At 67.2% G+C, this 18278-nt stretch carries 16 protein-coding genes; 9 read left to right on the top strand and 7 right to left on the bottom strand.

What is annotated here, in order from left to right; translation table 11 throughout:
• Positions 1-88: 88 nt before the first annotated feature.
• Complete coding sequence (locus AB4Z16_RS09230) at positions 89-1282, bottom strand: pyridoxal phosphate-dependent aminotransferase (RefSeq protein WP_441511032.1); 1194 nt, start codon at positions 1280-1282, stop codon at positions 89-91.
• Between the two features lie 121 nt (positions 1283-1403).
• The gene (gene mscL, locus AB4Z16_RS09225; protein ID WP_441511031.1) at positions 1404-1826 is read right to left on the bottom strand and encodes a large conductance mechanosensitive channel protein MscL; all 423 of its coding nucleotides are present in this window, start codon (positions 1824-1826) and stop codon (positions 1404-1406) included.
• Between the two features lie 280 nt (positions 1827-2106).
• Between mscL and AB4Z16_RS09220 the strand changes: the two genes are divergently transcribed.
• Positions 2107-5673, top strand: coding sequence for a hybrid sensor histidine kinase/response regulator (locus AB4Z16_RS09220; protein WP_441511030.1), 3567 nt, complete (start codon positions 2107-2109; stop codon positions 5671-5673).
• A gap of 90 nt (positions 5674-5763) precedes the next feature.
• Here AB4Z16_RS09220 and AB4Z16_RS09215 read toward each other — a convergent pair whose 3' ends face one another.
• Positions 5764-6324 (bottom strand): thioesterase family protein, encoded by a 561-nt coding sequence (locus AB4Z16_RS09215; protein ID WP_441511029.1) that lies wholly within the window; start codon positions 6322-6324, stop codon positions 5764-5766.
• A 222-nt stretch (positions 6325-6546) separates the two neighbouring features.
• Here AB4Z16_RS09215 and AB4Z16_RS09210 point away from each other — a divergent pair, with 222 nt between their 5' ends.
• The 4 genes from AB4Z16_RS09210 (at position 6547) to AB4Z16_RS09195 (ending at position 9338) form a co-directional block, all read left to right on the top strand.
• Positions 6547-7056 (top strand): tyrosine phosphatase family protein, encoded by a 510-nt coding sequence (locus AB4Z16_RS09210; RefSeq protein ID WP_441511028.1) that lies wholly within the window; start codon positions 6547-6549, stop codon positions 7054-7056.
• A gap of 253 nt (positions 7057-7309) precedes the next feature.
• Entirely contained in the window at positions 7310-7774 is a 465-nt protein-coding gene (locus AB4Z16_RS09205) for an Lrp/AsnC family transcriptional regulator (protein ID WP_441468969.1), read from the top strand.
• Between the two features lie 139 nt (positions 7775-7913).
• Entirely contained in the window at positions 7914-8186 is a 273-nt protein-coding gene (locus AB4Z16_RS09200) for an exodeoxyribonuclease VII small subunit (protein WP_441511027.1), read from the top strand.
• Between the two features lie 231 nt (positions 8187-8417).
• Positions 8418-9338, top strand: a complete 921-nt coding sequence (locus AB4Z16_RS09195; protein ID WP_441511026.1) for a pirin family protein — start codon at positions 8418-8420, stop codon at positions 9336-9338.
• A 27-nt stretch (positions 9339-9365) separates the two neighbouring features.
• On the opposite strand, the gene AB4Z16_RS09190 is transcribed toward AB4Z16_RS09195, so the two are convergent.
• A complete protein-coding gene (locus AB4Z16_RS09190) occupies positions 9366-10595 on the bottom strand; it encodes an MFS transporter (protein ID WP_441511025.1) in 1230 nt (409 codons plus the stop codon).
• Between the two features lie 183 nt (positions 10596-10778).
• Between AB4Z16_RS09190 and dxs the strand changes: the two genes are divergently transcribed.
• Both dxs and AB4Z16_RS09180 read left to right on the top strand, forming a co-directional pair.
• A complete protein-coding gene (gene dxs / locus AB4Z16_RS09185) occupies positions 10779-12689 on the top strand; it encodes a 1-deoxy-D-xylulose-5-phosphate synthase (RefSeq protein ID WP_441511024.1) in 1911 nt (636 codons plus the stop codon).
• Between the two features lie 198 nt (positions 12690-12887).
• Positions 12888-13616, top strand: coding sequence for a TlyA family RNA methyltransferase (locus AB4Z16_RS09180; RefSeq protein WP_441511023.1), 729 nt, complete (start codon positions 12888-12890; stop codon positions 13614-13616).
• On the opposite strand, the gene AB4Z16_RS09175 is transcribed toward AB4Z16_RS09180, so the two are convergent.
• Positions 13617-14120, bottom strand: coding sequence for a hypothetical protein (locus tag AB4Z16_RS09175; RefSeq protein WP_441511022.1), 504 nt, complete (start codon positions 14118-14120; stop codon positions 13617-13619).
• A gap of 85 nt (positions 14121-14205) precedes the next feature.
• Here AB4Z16_RS09175 and AB4Z16_RS09170 point away from each other — a divergent pair, with 85 nt between their 5' ends.
• The gene (locus tag AB4Z16_RS09170) at positions 14206-14973 is read left to right on the top strand and encodes an SOS response-associated peptidase (RefSeq protein ID WP_441511021.1); all 768 of its coding nucleotides are present in this window, start codon (positions 14206-14208) and stop codon (positions 14971-14973) included.
• A 49-nt stretch (positions 14974-15022) separates the two neighbouring features.
• A complete protein-coding gene (locus AB4Z16_RS09165) occupies positions 15023-16618 on the top strand; it encodes a gamma-glutamyltransferase family protein (protein ID WP_441511020.1) in 1596 nt (531 codons plus the stop codon).
• 1 nt (position 16619) lies between these two features.
• Here AB4Z16_RS09165 and AB4Z16_RS09160 read toward each other — a convergent pair whose 3' ends face one another.
• Together AB4Z16_RS09160 and AB4Z16_RS09155 are read right to left on the bottom strand one after the other, a co-directional pair.
• Positions 16620-17396, bottom strand: coding sequence for an ABC transporter permease (locus AB4Z16_RS09160; protein WP_441511019.1), 777 nt, complete (start codon positions 17394-17396; stop codon positions 16620-16622).
• The gene (locus AB4Z16_RS09155) at positions 17396-18121 is read right to left on the bottom strand and encodes an ABC transporter ATP-binding protein (RefSeq protein ID WP_441511193.1); all 726 of its coding nucleotides are present in this window, start codon (positions 18119-18121) and stop codon (positions 17396-17398) included. The genes AB4Z16_RS09160 and AB4Z16_RS09155 overlap by 1 nt, the downstream gene beginning before the upstream one ends.
• Positions 18122-18278: the final 157 nt, after the last annotated feature.

Raw genomic sequence — 18278 nt, 5'->3', positions numbered from 1 at the left:
GGAGCGTTCATGGCGGCAGGCGCCGCAACGGTCAATCGCGCTCGGCTTGCCCGCGCGCAAGGCAGCCCTGCGCTGCGGGCGCGGCGGCTCAGATCGTCGCCAGAGCCTTCTGCAGCCGGGCAACCGCCTCGACCAGATCGGAGGACTTGCGGGCGAAGCACAGGCGCAGACCCGTCTCGCCACCGGGGCCGAAGGCCGTGCCGGGAGCGAGGCCGACATTGGCCTTGTCGACCAATTCGAGCGCCAGCTTGCGGGAATCGTCGCGGCCATCGACCGAGAAGAACTGGTAGAACGCCCCGACCGGCGCCGAGAGCGTCACGCGGTTCGTCGCCTTCAGGCCCTCGAAGATGATCCGCCGGCCTTCCGCGGCACGCGCGATCTGCTCGGCGACAAAGCTCTCGCCATTGTCCAGCGCTGCGACCGCGCCCCGCTGCACGAAGACCGGCGAGCCGGAGGTCGAGTACTGGATCAGGTTCTCGATGACCTGGCCGAAGGCTTCCGGCGCCTCGATCCAGCCGATGCGCCAACCCGTCATCGCCCAGTTCTTCGAGAAGGTCTGAACGAAGACGACGCGGTCCTCCGGCCCCATGATGTCGTGGAAGGAGGGCGCGCGTTCCGAACCGTCGAAGACGAAGCGGCCATAGATCTCGTCGGCGATGATCCAGATGCCGTGCTTGCGCGAGAGCGCGAGCAGCGCTTCCTGCTCAGCCCGCGTCGCGGTCCAGCCGGTCGGGTTGGAGGGCGAATTGATCAGGATGCCGCGCGTCTTCGGCGTGATCGCAGCTGCGAGCTTGTCGAGATCGAGCGTGAAGCGGCCCTGCGCATAATCCATCGGGACGCAGACCGTGCGCGCGCCGGCAACGCTGACCGCCGCGCCGAAATTCGGCCAGGCGGGGGTCGGGATGATCAGTTCGTCGCCGGGCCCCGCGATCATGCGGACCGCGATCTGGACCGACTGCATGCCCGAGCCGGTGATGAAGAACCGCTCAGGCGAGAAGCTCTGGCCGTAGAGGCGCTCGTGATAGCGCGCCAGCGCCTCGCGCAGCTCGGGAATACCGCGCTGCCAGGTGTAGAAGGTCTCGCCGGCCGCAAGCGAGCGCGCCGCCACATCGCTGATGAAGGACGGGGTGGGCAGATCGCCCTCGCCGACCCACAGCGGAATCAGGCCCGGCCGCAGCCGGCCATAGTTCATGACCTCGACGATGCCGCTTTCCGGCGCGTTGACGGCTTCCGGGCGGAGCTCCGCGACCAGGGTGCTACCGGGCAAAGTGGCGGTGTTCATCAGCATCGACCTCGCGACATTCGATGTCCTGCTTTAGCCGATCGCGGCGCCGCCTGGCATGAAATCGCGAGATCAGGTCGATCGGCGGCCGTGATGAATCGCGGCCGCGGGGACGAAACCGTCAGGCACCCTTCTGCTGTTTGAGCAGGTCCCGGATCTCGGTCAGCAGGGCGACATCGGCGGCGGGCGCGGCCGGGGCCGGCGTAGCTGCTTCCGCGCGGCGCTTGAGCTGGTTGATGCCCTTGACCACGAGGAAGAGGACGAAGGCGATGATCAGGAAGTTGATCGCCACGGTGACGAAGTTGCCATAGGCCAGCACCGCGCCCTGCTTCTTAGCGTCCACCAGAACGGGCGAGGTGACGGCGCGGTTGAGGCCGAAGAAGTAGTTCGAGAAGTCGACGCCGCCGAGCGCGCCGATGAACGGCATGATGATGTCCTGGACGAGAGAATCGACGATCCTGCCGAAGGACGCGCCGATAACCACACCGATGGCGAGGTCGATGACATTGCCTTTCAGTGCGAATTCCTTGAATTCCTTCAGCATGCTGGACCCCTTCTAGTCGACGACACTGCCCCGTCAGCCGGTTTCAGGACGCTAGACCAACCCGGCGGAACAGGAAAAGCCCGAATGCCCGGCAAAATCAGGCGCATCGGAGCTTTTGCAGCAAAGAGCTGGGGATGACTTGCGCCTTTGTCCTATGGCGGGCTCGGGGCACGTCCGATAAACTGTCACAAAACTCGAAGCGACAGCTCATTTCGAAACGGAAGTTCATGGCGATCGGACTCCGGCCTCGTTCGCGCATCGGCACGCCAGGGATCGCGACATGATTCCCGCCTGGTCCGTGATTCTGGTCGCGCTCGCCTATCTGTGCGGCCTGTTTGCCGTGGCCCATATCGCCGACACCTCGGGCCGCAAGCTGATCTCCGGCCGGGCGCGCACCACGATCTATGCGCTCGCACTCGGCGTCTACTGCACCTCCTGGACCTTCTACGGCTCGGTCGGCTTTGCCAATCGCGCCGGCTTCGACTTCCTCGGCATCTATGTCGGGCCAATCCTCGTCATCGGCCTCGGCCACCGCTTCGTCGGGCGCATCGTCAGCATCGCCAAATCCCAGAACATCACCTCGATCGCCGACTTCGTCGGCGCGCGCTACGGCAAGAGCGAGCGGGTCGCGGCGCTGGTCTGCATCGTCGCCGTCATCGGCGCGCTGCCCTATATCGCCCTGCAGCTGAAGGCCGTCGCCAACTCGCTCTCGGTCTTCCTCACCGCGACGGGCGGCCATGCGCTGATGCCGGGCGTCCCGCTGCTGAGCGACCTGCCATTCGTCGTCGCGATCGTGCTCGCCAGCTTCGCCTGCGCCTTCGGCACGCGCCACATCGACGCCACCGAACACCAGGACGGGCTCGTTCTCGCGATCGCTGTCGAATCGCTGATCAAGCTCGTGGCCTTCCTCGTCCTCGGCGTTTTCGTCGTCTACGGGCTGTTCGGCGGGCCGGGCGACCTGCTGGCCCAGGCCGCGAAACCCGCCGAGGGCATGCTGCCGATCTGGGAGCGGACGTCGAGCTGGCCGAACTTCCTGACGCTGACCCTGCTGTCGAGCTGTGCGGCGCTGCTGCTGGCGCGCCAGTTCCACATGACCATCGTGGAAAACCGCGACGTGCGCGACGTGCGGCGCGCAGCCTGGATGTTCCCGCTCTACCTCGTCCTGATCAACCTGTTCGTGCTGCCGCTGGCGGCCGCCGGCGAGATCATGATGCCCGGAAGCGGCGTCGATCGCGACATGACGGTCCTGCTGCTGCCTTTGCAGAGCGAGGCGGGGGTGATCGCGCTCTTCGTCTTCGTCGGCGGCCTATCCGCGGCGACGGCGATGGTGATCGTCGCTTCCGTCGCGCTCGCGATCATGATCTCCAACCACATCGTGATGCCCGTGCTGCTGCGCGTGCGGCGCGCGCTGAGCGACCCCAATCGTTCCGGCCGGCTTTTCAACGGCAGCAGCGACGGCAGCACGGGCGGCGACCTCGGCTCGCAGGTCGTCGTCATCCGCAGGCTCGGCATCTTTCTCGTGATCCTGCTCGGCTATGTCTATTACCGCGCCTCCGGAGAGGCTGCGCTGGTCTCGATCGGCCTGCTCTCCTTCGCGGCGACCGCCCAGATCGCGCCGGCCTTCTTCGGCGGGCTGTTCTGGCGGCGCGGCACGGCGCTCGGCGCGGCGGCGGGGTTGACGATCGGCACCATGGTCTGGGCCTACACCTTGCTGATGCCGAGCCTCGCCCTACCCGGCGGCTGGTGGAGCAGCATCGTCGCGAACGGCCCCTTCGGCGCCGAAACCCTGCGGCCGGAAGCGCTGTTCGGGCTCGACTGGCCGGCGCTGCCGCATGGCGTGTTCTGGAGCCTCGGCCTCAACATCCTCGCCTATGTCGGTTTCTCGCTGCTCAGGCCCGCCAATGCGATGGAGCGGCTGCAGGCCAATGCCTTCGTCGAATCCCAGCCCGCGACGATGGCACAGTCCTTCTCGCTCTGGCGCACCAGCGTCACCGAAGGCGAGTTGCAGGCGACCATCGCGCGTTATCTCGGCCACGAGCGCACCGAACGCGCCTTCGAGGGCTTCAATTCCAGCCGCGGCGAGATGCCGGACCCCAATCGCCATGCCGATATCCACCTGCTGCGCTTCGGCGAGCATCTGCTCTCCTCCGCCATCGGCGCGGCCTCGTCGCGGCTCGTGCTCTCGCTGCTGCTGAAACGGCGCAATCTCTCGACCGAAGCGGCCTTCAAGCTGCTCGACGACGCCTCGGCGGCCCTGCAATATAATCGCGACATCCTGCAGCACGGCCTCGACCATGCCGGCCAGGGCATCACGGTGCTTGACCGGGATCTGCGCATCGTCGCCTGGAACCAGGCCTTTGTAGCGCTATACGACCTGCCGCCCTCGCTGGTGCGCTTCGGCACCGGGCTCGACGAGATCGTGCGCTTCAACGCCGCGCGCGGCGCCTATGGCGACGGTGCGCAGGACGAGCTGATGGCGGCGCGGCTGGAGAGCTTCGTCAAGGACCGCGAGCCGGTGCGCCTCAAGCTCTATCCCTCCAAGAAGGTCATCGAAGTCCGCACCAATGCGCTGCCGGATGGCGGCTTCGTCACGACGTATACCGACATCACCGAGACGGTCGCCGGCGAGGAAGAGCTCGAACGCGCCAATGAGCGCCTGGAGAAACGCGTCGCCGAGCGCACCGAGGAGCTCCTGCACGTCAATGCCGAGCTGCAGCGCGCCAAGGCCGAAGCCGAAGCCGCCAACGCGTCCAAGACGCGCTTTCTCGCCGCCGCCAGCCACGACATCCTGCAACCGCTCAACGCGGCGCGGCTCTATGCGACATCGCTGGTCGAGCGCGACCGCACCGCCGGGGAGCCGGATCTGGCCGAGAACATCGACGCCTCGCTCGACGCGGTCGAGGAGATCCTCACCGCGCTGCTCGAGATCTCCCGGCTCGACGGCGGAGCGCTGAGGCCCGAGCTCTCCTCTTTCCGGCTCGACGAGCTGATGCGCCAGCTCCAGCGCGAATTCGAGCCGAGCGCTCAGGAAAAAGGCCTCAAGCTCGTCTTCATGCCTACCAGCCTGACGCTGCGCTCGGACCGGCGCCTGCTGCGCCGCCTCCTGCAGAACCTGATCTCGAACGCGATCAAATACACGCCGAACGGCAAGGTGCTGATCGGCTGCCGCCGCCGGGGCAATCAGGTGGCGGTCGAGGTGATCGATACCGGGCTCGGCATTCCGCAAAGCAAGCAGAAGACCGTTTTCCGGGAGTTCCAGCGGCTCGACCAAGGCGCCAAGGTGGCGCGAGGCCTGGGTCTCGGGCTCTCGATCGTGCAGCGCATCGCACGCGCCCTCGACCACGGGCTGACGCTTGATTCGGCGCCGGGACGCGGCACGCGCTTCTCGGTCGCGGTGCCGCGCGCGGCGCCGCTGCCGGCCATGGCGACGGGGAGCGCGCCGCGGCAGGCGCCGGCCGGACAGCTCGCCGGAATGCGGCTGCTGGTCATCGACAACGAGCCGGCCATTCTCGACGGCATGAAGCGGCTGCTCGAAGGCTGGGGCTGCCAGGTGCGCACCGCCTCCAGCCTGGAGGAGGCCCTGCCGCATGTCGGCGGCAAGGGCGAGGCCGACGTGCTGATCGCCGATTATCACCTCGACCACGGCAACGGGCTCACCGCGATCAGCGCGCTCAGGGCGCGGGCGCGCACCCCGATGCCGGCGATCCTGCTCACCGCCGACCGGACGCCGCATGTCCGCGAGGCGGCGAATGCGCTCGACGTCTATCTGCTCAACAAGCCGCTGAAACCAGCGGCGCTACGCGCGCTGCTGGCGCAGTGGCGCGCAACACGGCTGGCGGCGGAATAATGTTCTGCCCTGAAAGCCGACGAGCCCTGATCTAAGGAGCGCTCGAAGAGCGCGTCTCGAAGGATGAGGGCTGGAATTCCAGAGAATTCCTCAGCGCTCGCTCGCAGCAGCGCTGCGCATGGCGTCCTCCGAGGCGAGGAAGGCCGCGACCTCGGTGCTCGGCTCCGGGCTTTCCACGCCGATGCCGATCTCGCCGAGCAGGCGGGTGACTGGCACATAGGCCCGGGCGCCCTTGTCGTAGAGCGCCGCCCGGACCAATGCGACGGCCGCGACGATCTCGCCGCCGTCGCGGCCGCGCATCAGCATCCGGTGCTGCATCACCAGCCAGTTGTCGCTCCAGCACAGGATCTTCGTCTCCAGCCGGAAAGGGCGGAACAGGCGCATCTCGCGGCGGAAGCGGATCGTGCCGGCATTGACGACGGGCAGCCAGCGGTGACGCAGCACCGCCCGCCACAGCCCGCTGCGCAGCATCAGATCGAGCCGGCCGAGATCCATCAGCGACCAGTAGCGGCCATTGTTCATGTGCAGGCTGGTGTCGAGATCGTGGAACCAGACGCGGAAAGGCAGGACGGAAGCCTCGCCCGGCAGGTCGAGCCGCGGCCGGAAGCGCGTCGTCAGCAGGAGCCAGATCAGCCGGAGCCAGAGATTCATGGGACGTTTCGCCGTGGCGGGTCGATGGATCGCAGCTTCCATGTCATGGAGACGTCGGCACTGTCGATCATGCTGGATCGCCGCGCGTCCGACAGGACGCGATAACGGCGATCTATCTATTTGTTATCGCATCGGATTTTTCGAAAAGTGGATTCCATTTTTCGGTCCGATGCGATAGCGTCTGCCCCACTGGTTTCGCCCCGAGACACCCGGAGCCGCCCCTTGCCGAGCCTTCACGTTTCCCCGCTGTCCAGACTGGGCGAGACCGTCGCGGCCGTCCGCGCCCGCCATCTGGTGACGCTGATCAATGTCGGCACCGTGGTCGAGCGACCGGCCGGCATCGATGCGGATCGCCATCTCTTCCTGGGCATGTCCGATATCGCCACGCCGCTGGAAGGCCATGTGCTCGCGGGGCAGGACCATATCGAGCGCCTCATCGCCTTCCTCCACGGATGGGACCGCGAGGCGCCCATGGTGGTTCATTGCTGGGCCGGCATCAGCCGCTCGACAGCCGCCGCCTACATCGCCGCCTGCGCGCTCGATCCCGGCCGCGACGAGGAGGAGGCCGCCGACGCGCTACGGATCGCCGCTCCCTCCGCGACGCCCAATGCCCGGCTCGTCGCCCTTGCCGATACGGCGCTTGGCCGCCGCGGCCGGATGATCCGCGCGATCGGACGAATCGGGCGCGGCGCCGACGCCTTCGAAGGCACGCCCTTCGCCATGCCCCTGTAGCATCGGACCGAGAAGCAGCGTCCGTCTTTCGGAAGGATCCGGCGCGATAACAAGGACATAGATCACCGTTATCGCGTCCGATGAGACGCGCGGCGGTCTGGCCTGAATCGGCCGACGCAGCGGCGCATTTTCCTGCGAGGTCAAGCCAAGAAGCTGCGGATGTAAGCGCATCTGCCCAAGATCGGCGCAGAAGATTGCTTGCATCGGACCAATTTTGCGACGATGCATCGCGCGGGAGGTTTCCGCCGTGACCATGATGATCGAGCTCGACTCGCGCGACCGCGCCATCCTGCGACTTCTCCAGCAGGACGGCCGCATCACGAACTCCGACCTCGCCGAGAAGGTGCATCTATCGCCCTCGGCCTGCCTGCGGCGCGTGCGGCAGCTCGAGGAAAGCGGCCTTATCCGCGGCTATGCGATGATGCTCGACGACAAGATCGCGGGCTTTCCCGGCACGGCCTTCGTCTTCGTCACGCTCGACCAGCAGGGCCGGGCTTCGCTGGAGAGCTTCGAGCAGGCGGTCCAGAGCCTGCCCGAGATCCTCGAATGCCATCTGCTCGCCGGCGCGCATGATTATCTGATGCGCGTGATCTACCGCGACAGCGCCGATTTCGAGCGCATCCACACCGACATCATCACGCAATTGCCGGGCGTCACCCGCGTCCAGTCGACACTGACGCTGCGCACCATCAAGAAGACCTCGGCGCTGCCGGTCTGAGGCGAGACAGCGAACTTCCGAGCCCTCATCCTTCGAGACGCCGCTTCGCGGCTCCTCAGGACGAGGGCTGAGCGAATTCAGGCGGGTTGCGGCCGGGCGCGGTCCGGCCGATAAGCTGACGGCAAAGAGGAATCGGTCCGTGAGCCAAGACAGCAAGTCTCAAGACAACCCGAATGCCGATGTCGCCACCTTGCCCTTCGAGGCGGCGATGAAGGAGCTCGAAGGCATCGTCGCGCGGCTGGAGCGCGGCGACGTGCCGCTCGAGGAATCGATCGCCATCTATACGCGCGGCGAGGCGCTGAAGGCACGCTGCGATGCGTTGCTGAAGCACGCGGAAGCCCGCATCGAGCGGATTACGCTGAGCGCCGACGGCAAGCCGACCGGCACGACCCCGCTCGACGTCGACAGCTGAGCCGGAACGGCTGCCGCCCCCCGATAAAGTCTCAGACCGAAAAGTGGAATCCACTTTTCGGAAAACTCCGATGCTTGAACTAAAGACCAGATCGGCACTGCGCGTCCGGTAGGCCGCGCGGCGATCCAGCGGGGCCTTGAGATTGCGCTCCTGCCAGGAGCCGGTTGCAGCCGGCCGGCTTGCCCGCGGGCGCGATCGGGATCACGCTCCGTCCCAACCAAGGAGGCCGCCATGTCGCAACTGCCCGCCGACGACCCGATTCTGGGCGACGCCCGCTCCTGCGAGGCGATCGAGAAGGTGATCGTGCCGCGTACGCATGATCTGGGCGGATTCCAGGTCCGCCGCGCCCTGCCGGCGATCGGCCAGCGCATGGTCGGACCCTTCATCTTCTTCGACCAGATGGGGCCGGCCGAGTTCCATCTCGGCGAGGGGCTCGACGTCCGCCCGCATCCGCATATCGGCCTTTCCACCGTCACCTATCTCTTCGATGGCGAGATCATGCATCGCGACTCGCTCGGCACGGCGCTGGCGATCAAGCCGGGCGCGGTCAACCTGATGACGGCCGGGCGCGGCATCGTCCATTCCGAGCGCACGGGGCTGGAGGCGCGCGCCACCGGGCCGAAGCTCTACGGCATCCAGGCCTGGCTCGCGCTTCCCAGGACGCATGAGGAGATCGCGCCGCAATTCGTGCATCACGGCGCGCCCGAACTGCCGCGCATCGTCGAAGGCGGAAAGCGCATCAGCCTGATCATGGGCTCGGCCTATGGCCAGACCTCGCCGGTGCAGTTCCCCTGGGAAGCGCTCTATGCCGAAGCCGTGCTCTCGCCCGGCTCGATCCTGCCGCTCGACCCCGATTACGACGAGCGCGCGGTCTATATCGTCTCGGGCAAGATCGACATCGCTGGCGAGGAATTCGGCGCCGGCCAGCTCCTCGTCTTCAAGCCGGGCGACCGCATCTCGATCCTCGCAGTCGACCAGAGCCGCCTGATGCTCGTCGGCGGCGAGCCCATGGACGGGCAGCGCTACATCTGGTGGAACTTCGTCTCGTCCTCGAAGGAGCGCATCGAGCAGGCCAAGCAGGAATGGAAGACCGGCCGCTTCGACACCGTCCCCGGTGACGACAAGGAGTTCATTCCGTTGCCCGAGGGCTGAAACAGTCGGCGGATTGCCGCCGCCGCTTCAGGCAATCTCGGACAGATCGCGCAGCCTCGGCACCTGTGAAAAAGCGATCACGAGGAGCTGAACCAGGAAGCCCGCCGTCGCGAGCCCCAGGCACGCGGCGATGCCGAGATGCGCCGCCACGGATGCGCCGATCGCCGCGCCCAGCGGCCTCGCGCCGAAAGTCGCCGTCATGATCAAGGCGGAGACCCGGCCGAGCATCGCATTGGGGGTAACCGCCTGCCGCAATGTCATCGTGGAGATCGTCCAGATGATCGGCCCGACGCCGAACAGGAAGAAGCTCATGCCGACCAGATGGACGGACGGTATCCAGAGCGTCGCGAGCATCACGCCCGCGGCGCAGAAGCCGGCGAGCGGCCCGAGCAAAATCAGCGTTCCGAACGAGACCTGCCGTGCGATATGGGGCGCGAGAACGGCGCCGACGATCATGCCCGCACCGTAGATGCCGAGCGTGACGCCGACCTCGGTCGCACCGAGACCGAGATTCTGGACTGCGTATGCGACATAGACCGCCTGGAAGACGAACCAGGAGACGTTGAAGAAGACCGCTGTCATCAGGATCGGCCTGAGCAGATCGTGCCCGGCCACGAAACGGGCGCCCTCCTTCAGATCATCGAGCAGATCGCGCCGCGGGCTGGACGGAGGCTCGTCCTGCGGGAGTCCGGCGAGCAGGAGCGCAGCGAGGATGGAAAGCCCTGCGGCCAGACCATAGGCCGTCGAGGCACCGAGCCAGCCGACGAGCGCCCCGCCGAGCGCCGGCCCTCCGGCATAGGCGGCGCTGCGCGCCAGCTCCAGCAAGCGATTGGCGTCCGCGAGCTGCGCGCGCGGCACCACGGACGGAACGAAGGCCGGTGCCGCCACGCTGTAGCAGACCGTGCCGACAGCGCCGAGCGCTCCGAGCGCGGCAAGCCATGCCAGGCTGAGGCCGCCCGAAGCAAGAAGCAGCAGAATCGCCAGAAGCGAAAGCGCCCGCAGCGCTTCCGTGCCGACCATGAGCCGGCGCCGCGAGGCACGATCGACCATCAGGCCTGCGGGGATGGAAAGCAGGAGAAATGGCAAGGTCTGCGCCGTCTGCAGCCAGCCGGTTTCAGCCGGCCCGGCCGAGAGCAGGAGAACCGCGGCCAAGGGTGCGGCGGCGAGCGCGATCTGCTCCGAGAACTGGGCGGAGAGATTGGACCAGCCGATGCGCCTGAATGCCGCCGGCAGGGGAGGATTATCGCTCGGGTTCATTGCCTGATGTCCTCAGAAGTCGTCATAAGGACACTGAAAAGCCTTGCCGGCGTGGGAACCACCCGTTTCGTGGGAAGACAGGGCGCCTGCCAATGCCGGGGGCCGATCTCACCCGCGGTTTGCCAGCGCGGCGCGCAGGCACTATTTCAGGACAGAACCATTCCTACGAGCCCGGACAGCCTCGTGCCACGCCCTGCGACTCCTCTGCTCGACACCATCCACGACCCCGCCGATCTGCGAGAACTCGACGATGCCGAGCTTCGGCAGGTGGCGGACGAGCTGCGGCTGGAGACGATCGACGCCGTCTCCGTCACCGGCGGACATCTCGGCGCGGGCCTCGGCGTGGTCGAACTCACGGTGGCGCTGCACCATGTCTTCGACACGCCGCGCGACAAGCTGATCTGGGATGTCGGCCATCAGGCCTATCCCCACAAGATCCTCACCGGCCGCCGCGACCGCATCCGCACGCTGCGCCAGCCGGGCGGCCTCTCCGGCTTCACCAAACGCGCCGAGAGCGCGTACGACCCCTTCGGCGCCGCCCATTCCTCGACCTCGATCTCGGCCGGTCTCGGCATGGCAGTCGGGCGCGATCTCAAGGGCGAGCGCAACAACGTCGTCGCCGTGATCGGCGACGGCGCGATGTCGGCCGGCATGGCCTATGAGGCGATGAACAATGCCGGCGCGCTCGGCTCGCGCCTGATCGTCATCCTCAACGACAACGACATGTCGATCGCCCCGCCGGTCGGCGCGATGTCGGCCTATCTGGCGCGGCTGGTCTCAGGCCGCACCTATCGTTCGCTGCGCGAGGTCGCCAAGCAGCTCGCCGAGAGATTGCCGCGCTTCTTCCACGACAAGGCGAAGCGCACCGAGGAATATGCCCGCGGTTTCTGGACCGGCGGGACGATGTTCGAGGAACTCGGCTTCTACTATGTCGGGCCGATCGACGGGCACAATCTCGACCATCTGCTGCCGGTGCTGCGCAATGTTCGCGACGCCGGGAACGGGCCTATCCTCGTCCATGTCGTGACGCAGAAGGGCAAGGGCTATGCCCCGGCCGAGGCGACCGCCGACAAATACCACGCCGTCGTCAAGTTCGATCCGGTGACGGGCCTGCAGGCCAAGGCGCCGGCCAATGCGCCGAGCTACACCGCCGTCTTCGCCAACGCGCTGATCAAGGAAGCGCGGGAGGACGACAAGGTCGTCGCCGTCACCGCCGCCATGCCGTCGGGCACCGGGCTCGACGCCTTCGGCAAGGAGTTCCCCGCCCGCACCTTCGATGTCGGCATCGCCGAGCAGCATGCGGTGACCTTCGCGGCCGGTCTTGCCACCGAGGGCTACAAGCCCTTCGTCGCGATCTACTCGACCTTCATGCAGCGCGCCTACGACCAGATCGTCCATGACGTGGCGCTGCAGAAGCTCCCCGTCCGCTTCGCGCTCGACCGGGCCGGGCTCGTCGGCGCCGACGGCGCCACCCATGCCGGCTCCTTCGACATTGCCTATCTCGCCTGCCTGCCCGACATGGTGGTGATGGCGGCGGCCGACGAAGCCGAGCTGACCCATATGGTTGCGACCGCCGCCGCCTATGACGAAGGGCCGATCGCCTTCCGCTATCCGCGCGGCGAAGGCGTCGGCGTCGAGATTCCCGATGTCGGCGTGCCCTTGGAAATCGGAAAAGGCCGCATCGTCCGGGAAGGCACCCGCGTCGCGCTGCTTTCGCTCGGCACGCGTCTCGCAGAAGCGCTCAAGGCGGCCGACCTGCTGGCGCAGCGCGGGCTTTCGACCACGGTCGCGGATGCGCGCTTCGCCAAGCCGCTCGACGAGGCGCTGATCCTCAAGCTCGCCCGCGAGCACGAGATCCTGGTCACGATCGAAGAGGGCGCGGTCGGCGGCTTCGGCAGCCATGTGCTGCACCTACTGGCGCGCAGCGGCGCGCTCGATGCCGGGTTGAAGGTCCGGACGCTGACGCTGCCGGACGTCTACCAGGACCACGACAAGCCCGACGCGATGTATGCCGCCGCCGGGCTCGACGCCGCAGGCATCGTCGCCGCCGTCGAGGGGGCGCTCGGGGCGCCCAGCGTCGTCAAGCGCGCCTGATCCGGCGCCAAAAGCCATGTCAGCGATGCCGACATCCTCAGCCCTCATCCTGAGGAGCGATCCAACGGATCGCGTCTCGAAGGATGCTCCAGGAGGTTCCGGAGATATCCGGAGCATCCTTCGAGACGCCATTTCTGACGAAATGGCTCCTCAGGATGAGGGCTGGAGGCAAAGGCTTGCCGATGCGGGCGAAGCACGATGAAAAGCCGCGCGGACCAACTGCTTGTCGAGCGCGGCTTCTTCGAGAGCCGGGCGCGGGCTCAGGCCGCCATTGCCGCCGGGCTCGTCAGCGTCGCCGGCCGGCCGGTACGCAAGGCCTCGGAAATGGTGGCTGATGACGCCGAACTGACCGCCGAAGCGCCTCACCCTTACGTATCGCGTGGCGGCCTCAAGCTGGAAGGCGCCCTCGACTCCTTCGGTTTCGACCCGCAGGGGTTGACCTGCCTCGATGTCGGCTCCTCGACCGGCGGCTTCACCGACCTGCTGCTGAAGCGCGGCGCCCGCCATGTCGTCGCCGTCGATGTCGGGCGCGATCAGCTCCATGCCTCGCTGCGCGCCGATCCGCGCGTCACCAGCTTCGAAGGTCAGGACATCCGCACATTGGCCCCGGAGGCCCTGCCGGAACCGCCATCCTTCGCAGCCATCGACGTCAGCTTCATCTCGCTCAAGCTCGTACTGCCCGCGGTGGCGGCGCTGCTCGCGCCGGCTGCCGGCATAGCCGCGCTGATCAAGCCCCAGTTCGAGGCCGGCCGGGCCGCCCTCAAGAAGGGCATCGTCCGGGACGAGGCGATCCAGCGTCAGGTCTGCGACGAGATCGTCGCGGAATTGCAGGCGCTCGGCTTCACGGTCGATGGGCCGATCCCCTCCCCGATCGAGGGTGGCGACGGCAACCGGGAATTTCTCGTCGGGGCGCGGCGGCAAGCCTGATCAGCGCGCGATCAGCGCATCGATCTGCGCCTGCAAGACCGCATCCTCGAAAACGGCGATGTCGATCGCGCCATTGGCGTTGATAAACTGCGTGGCGCGGGCGATCTGCCGGCGCAGGGCATCGCTCGCGACCTCGACGATCACCGGCAGTTCCTTCGGCTGCGGCGTCTCGACAAGCAGCGCGGTCACAGTCCGCACCAGCCGGGTCATTGATCGGCAGACATCCTCGAAGGCGACCGCGCGGGCGGGCTCGATCCTGTCATAGGCCGCCAGCGCCGAAGCCGCACAACGCAGCGGCGAATTTCGGAAATGCTCGCGATAGCCGACGCTCTGCCAGGCCTGAAGATCGGCGACGAGACTCTCGTCCATGCCGGCCATCTCGATCAGCATCAGGGCCTCGCTGTAGCGGTTCAGAAAATCGGTCGAGAGACGGGGAGCGTCGACGCTTCCAGCCAGTCCCGCCGGCGCCACAGCCAGCACATTCGTCGCGATGGCACTCATCATCCGCCCCGGAATCGGCGCGACTATGTTTGGCCAACCGGAAAGAAAGTGTTGATCTGACCGCCTCGTCTCGACCTAAACAGCCGCCATGTGCGGACGCTATGCGATTACCCTCCCCCCTGTAGCGATGCGCGAGGCCTTCGGCTATCGCGAGCAGCCGAATTTCCCGCCGCGCTACAACATCGCGCCGACACAGCCGGTGCCGGCCGTCCTCCTGCACGATGGAACGCCGCGCTTCCTGCTGATGCGCTGGGGCTTCATTCCCAGCTGGGTGCGGGACGCGAAGGACTTTCCGCTGGTCATCAACGTGCGCAGCGAGAGCGCGGCCGAAAAGCCGTCCTTTCGCAACGCGCTGACACGCCGGCGCTGCCTGCTGCCAGCCGATGCCTTCTATGAATGGCGGCGCAGCGGCACCGGCCGGCAGGCGCAGAGCGAGCCATTCCTGTTTCGCCGGCCGGATCGCGGCCTCTTCGCCTTCGCCGCGCTGTGGGAGACCTGGCATTCGCCGGATGGTTCGGAGATCGACACGGTCGCGATGATGACGGGGCCGGCGAACGGGCTGATGGCCGCGATCCACCACCGCTGCCCGATCATTCTCGATCGGCGCGACTACAATGCGTGGCTCGATCCGCAGGCCACGGCCGAGCAGACCGGGCGTCTGCTCAAGCCGCCACCGGACGAGATGCTGGAGGCCGTCGCCATCGGCAACACCGTCAACAAGGTCGCCAATGACGGGCCGGAAGTGCAGCTGCCTCTGGGCGATCCGCCCCATCGGGAGACTCCCGAAGAGCCCAAGCGCCATGCGCGCAAGGCGACCCGGCCTCCCACGGATGACGGGCAAGGCAGCCTGTTCTAGCGCCGGAATCATGCTCTGATCGCCGCAGAAGACGACGAGGAGACGAGAGATGCACGGCCGCCGCCCCACCATGACCTCTCGCCACGGCATGGTCGCCGCGGCCCATCCACTGGCGGCGCAGGCCGGAGCGCGCATTCTGGCGCAGGGTGGCAATGCCTTCGACGCCGCAGCCGCCACCGCCGCCGCGCTCAATGTCGTCGAGCCGTTCATGTCCGGCCTCGCCGGGATGGGCTTCGCCACGCTATGGGTCGCGGCCGAACAGCGCGTGCGGGTGCTCGATTTCGTGCCGCCGATTCCCGCGAGCTTTCCGGCCGAGCGCTTCAGCAAGCGCACCGACCTCGAGCGCGGCCCGCTCGCCGTCGCTTCGCCGGGCAACCTCGCCGGCTGGTGCGAGCTGGTGAAGACCTACGGTCGCAAAGCCCTGCCGGAGGTTTTCGCGCCCGCCATCGCGCTGGCGCGGGATGGTTTCGCGCTGGCCGAGTTCGGCGCGGCGGAGTTCGAAGAGAACGATCCATTGCTGAAGAATCGCCCCGCGCTCTACCCGGCCTGGTCCCAGAACTATCAGCCCAATGGCGCCCTGCATCTCGGCTCGCTGCTCGTGCAGTCCGACCTCGCGCAGACGCTGAGCGATATCGCCGCCAAGGGGCCGGATCACCTCTATCGCGGCGCCCTCGGCGAGAAGGTCGTCGCCCATCTGCAGGCGCTCGGCGGCTCGATGACGATGGCCGATCTCGCGGCGGTGAAGACGGTGTGGCGCGAACCGCTGGCGGCGAGCTTCCGCGGGCTGACGGTGCATGTGCCGCCGCCGCCTTGCGAGGGCTTCCAGTACCTGCTGACGCTGCGCCTGCTCGACGGGCTCGACTTCGCGGACCTGCCAAAGGACGGGGCTGATCATCTCGACCTCGTCTACCGCGCGATCCGCCTCGCGGCCGGCGAGCGCATCGCCCACAACAACCCCGGTCCTGACAAGCTCGCCGAACTCTTGTCCGACGGCGCGGTGGAGCGCCTGCGCAAGCGCCTCACCGACGGCAAGCCGGTTACGGGACCGACCGAACAGTGGACGCCGCAGGCGAGCGAGGACCCGGCGCATACGACCTCGTTCTCGATCGCCGACAGCGACGGCAACCTGATCTGCATCACGCAGAGCCTCGGCAGCCCCTTCGGCAGCGGCGTCGTCGTGACCGGCACGGGGCTGTGCCTCAACAACTTCCTGTACTGGGCGGACGTCCAGCACGACAGCCCGAACCGCTCCAAGCCCGGCGACGAACTGGCGATGTGCATGTCACCCTCGCTCTCGACGCGGGACGGCAAGCCGGTGCTCGCTCTGGGCACGCCCGGCAGCTACGGCATCATGCAGACCCAGGCGCAGGCCATGGTCCAGCATCTCGTCTTCGGTCTGCCACTGCAGGAGGCGATCGAGGCGCCGCGCGCCCGGCTCTGGGACGGCAGCCTCGTCGAAATCGAGAACCGGATCGGGCCGGAGACCATCGCCGAACTCGTCCGGCGGGGCCATGAGGCGCGCGCCTTCGATGTCGGCTGGACGATGCGCTGCGGTGGCATGCAGGCGGTGGCGGTCGATCCGGTGACCGGCGTGTTCACCGGCGCGGCCGATCCGCGCCGCGACGGCTACGTCGCGACGCCGTAGCTCAGGCGACGATCTCGCCGCGGAAGGCCCAGCGGGTCATCCGCCGCTCGACCAGGGCGCAGAGCGCGTAGAGCGCCATGCCCATGATGGCGATGGAGAACAGGCCGGCGAAGGTCGTCGGCGCGTCGTTGCGCGCGCCGGCCGACAGCATCAGGAAGCCGATGCCGCGATTGCCGCCGACCGTCTCCGACAGCACCGAGCCGACGAAGGCGAGCGTCACCGAGACCTTCAGGCTGGCGAAGAGATAGGGCATCGCGCGGGGAACGCCGACCTTGGTCAGGATTTCCCACTGGCTCGCGCCGAGCGAGCGCATCACGTCGCGCATCTCCGGCTCGATGGTCGCGAGCCCCGTGGCGACGTTCACGACGATCGGGAAGAAGGAGATGACGAAGGCCGTGATCACAGCCGGCAACGCGCCGACGCCGACCCAGATCATCAGGATCGGTACGATCGCGACCTTCGGGATCGCGTTGAAGGCGATCAGCAGCGGATAGAGCCCGGCATAGACGAAGGGCGATGCGCCGATGGCAAGACCGAGCAGCAGGCCGAAGCCGATCGCCATCGCGAAGCCGATCAGCGTGGTCCAGAGCGTCTCCAGGCAGAAGCGCAGCAGGATGTCCCAGCGCAGCACCATGGTCTCGAAGATGCGGCTGGGGCGCGGCGCCAAGATTTCCGGCACGTCGAAGACGATGCAGGCCAGTTCCCAGGCCAGCAGCAAGCCGGCCATAGCCAGCCAGGGCATGGCGATGAGCAGCAGGCGCTTCTGAGGTTCGCTCATCACGCATGCTCCAGATGGATGCGTTCGCGCAGCTCGTGGACGATGTCGACGAACTCGACCGAGAAGGTCGTCTCCAGGGTGCGCGGGCGCGGCAGCTCGACCTTGCGGATCTTGACGATCTTGCCGGGGCGCCGGCTCATCACATAGACGGTGTCGGCGAGATAGACGGCTTCGCGCAGGTCGTGCGTGACGAGCACGGCCGTGAAGCGGCGCTCCATCCAGAGCTTCTGCATCACACCCCAAAGCTCTTCACGCGTGAACGCGTCGAGCGCGCCGAAAGGCTCGTCGAGCATCAGGATATCCGGCTCGTGGACAAGGGCGCGGCACAGGCTGGAGCGTTGCTGCATGCCGCCCGAGAGTTGCCAGGGGAATTTGTCCCCGAAGCCGGCGAGCCCGACCGAGGCAAGCAACGCCTCGACACGCGCGATGTACTCGGCCTTGTTGGATCGAAAACGGCGCTTGTGCGGCTCGACCACCTCCAGTGGCAGCAGGATGTTGTCGCGCGTGGTCCGCCACGGCATCAGGGTCGGCGCCTGAAAGGCCATGCCGACGCCGCGGATCGGCCCCTTCACGACCTGTCCGTGCACGCGGACTTCGCCGCTGGTCGGAGGCAGCAGGCCGGTGACGAGTTTCATCAAGGTCGACTTGCCGCAGCCGGACGGACCGACCACGGCGATGAACTCGCCCTTGTCGATGGAGAGCGTCGCGTCATCCAGCGCCAGCATGCGGTTTGAACCACTGCCATAGGCGAGACCGACTTGCCGCAGTTCGACGAGGGGAGAAGCGGAAGTTTCGGGTATCAAATGCGTCATTCTCGGGCTTGCCCCGAGAATCTCGGGAAGGAAAGGCTCCAAGGAGATGGTCGGGTCAAGCCCGACCATG

It is taken from the genome of Allobosea sp. TAF32 (genome assembly GCF_052113585.1).
In the GTDB taxonomy this organism is placed as follows: Bacteria; Pseudomonadota; Alphaproteobacteria; order Rhizobiales; family Beijerinckiaceae; genus Allobosea.
This window is presented reverse-complemented; position numbering and strand designations above follow the sequence as displayed.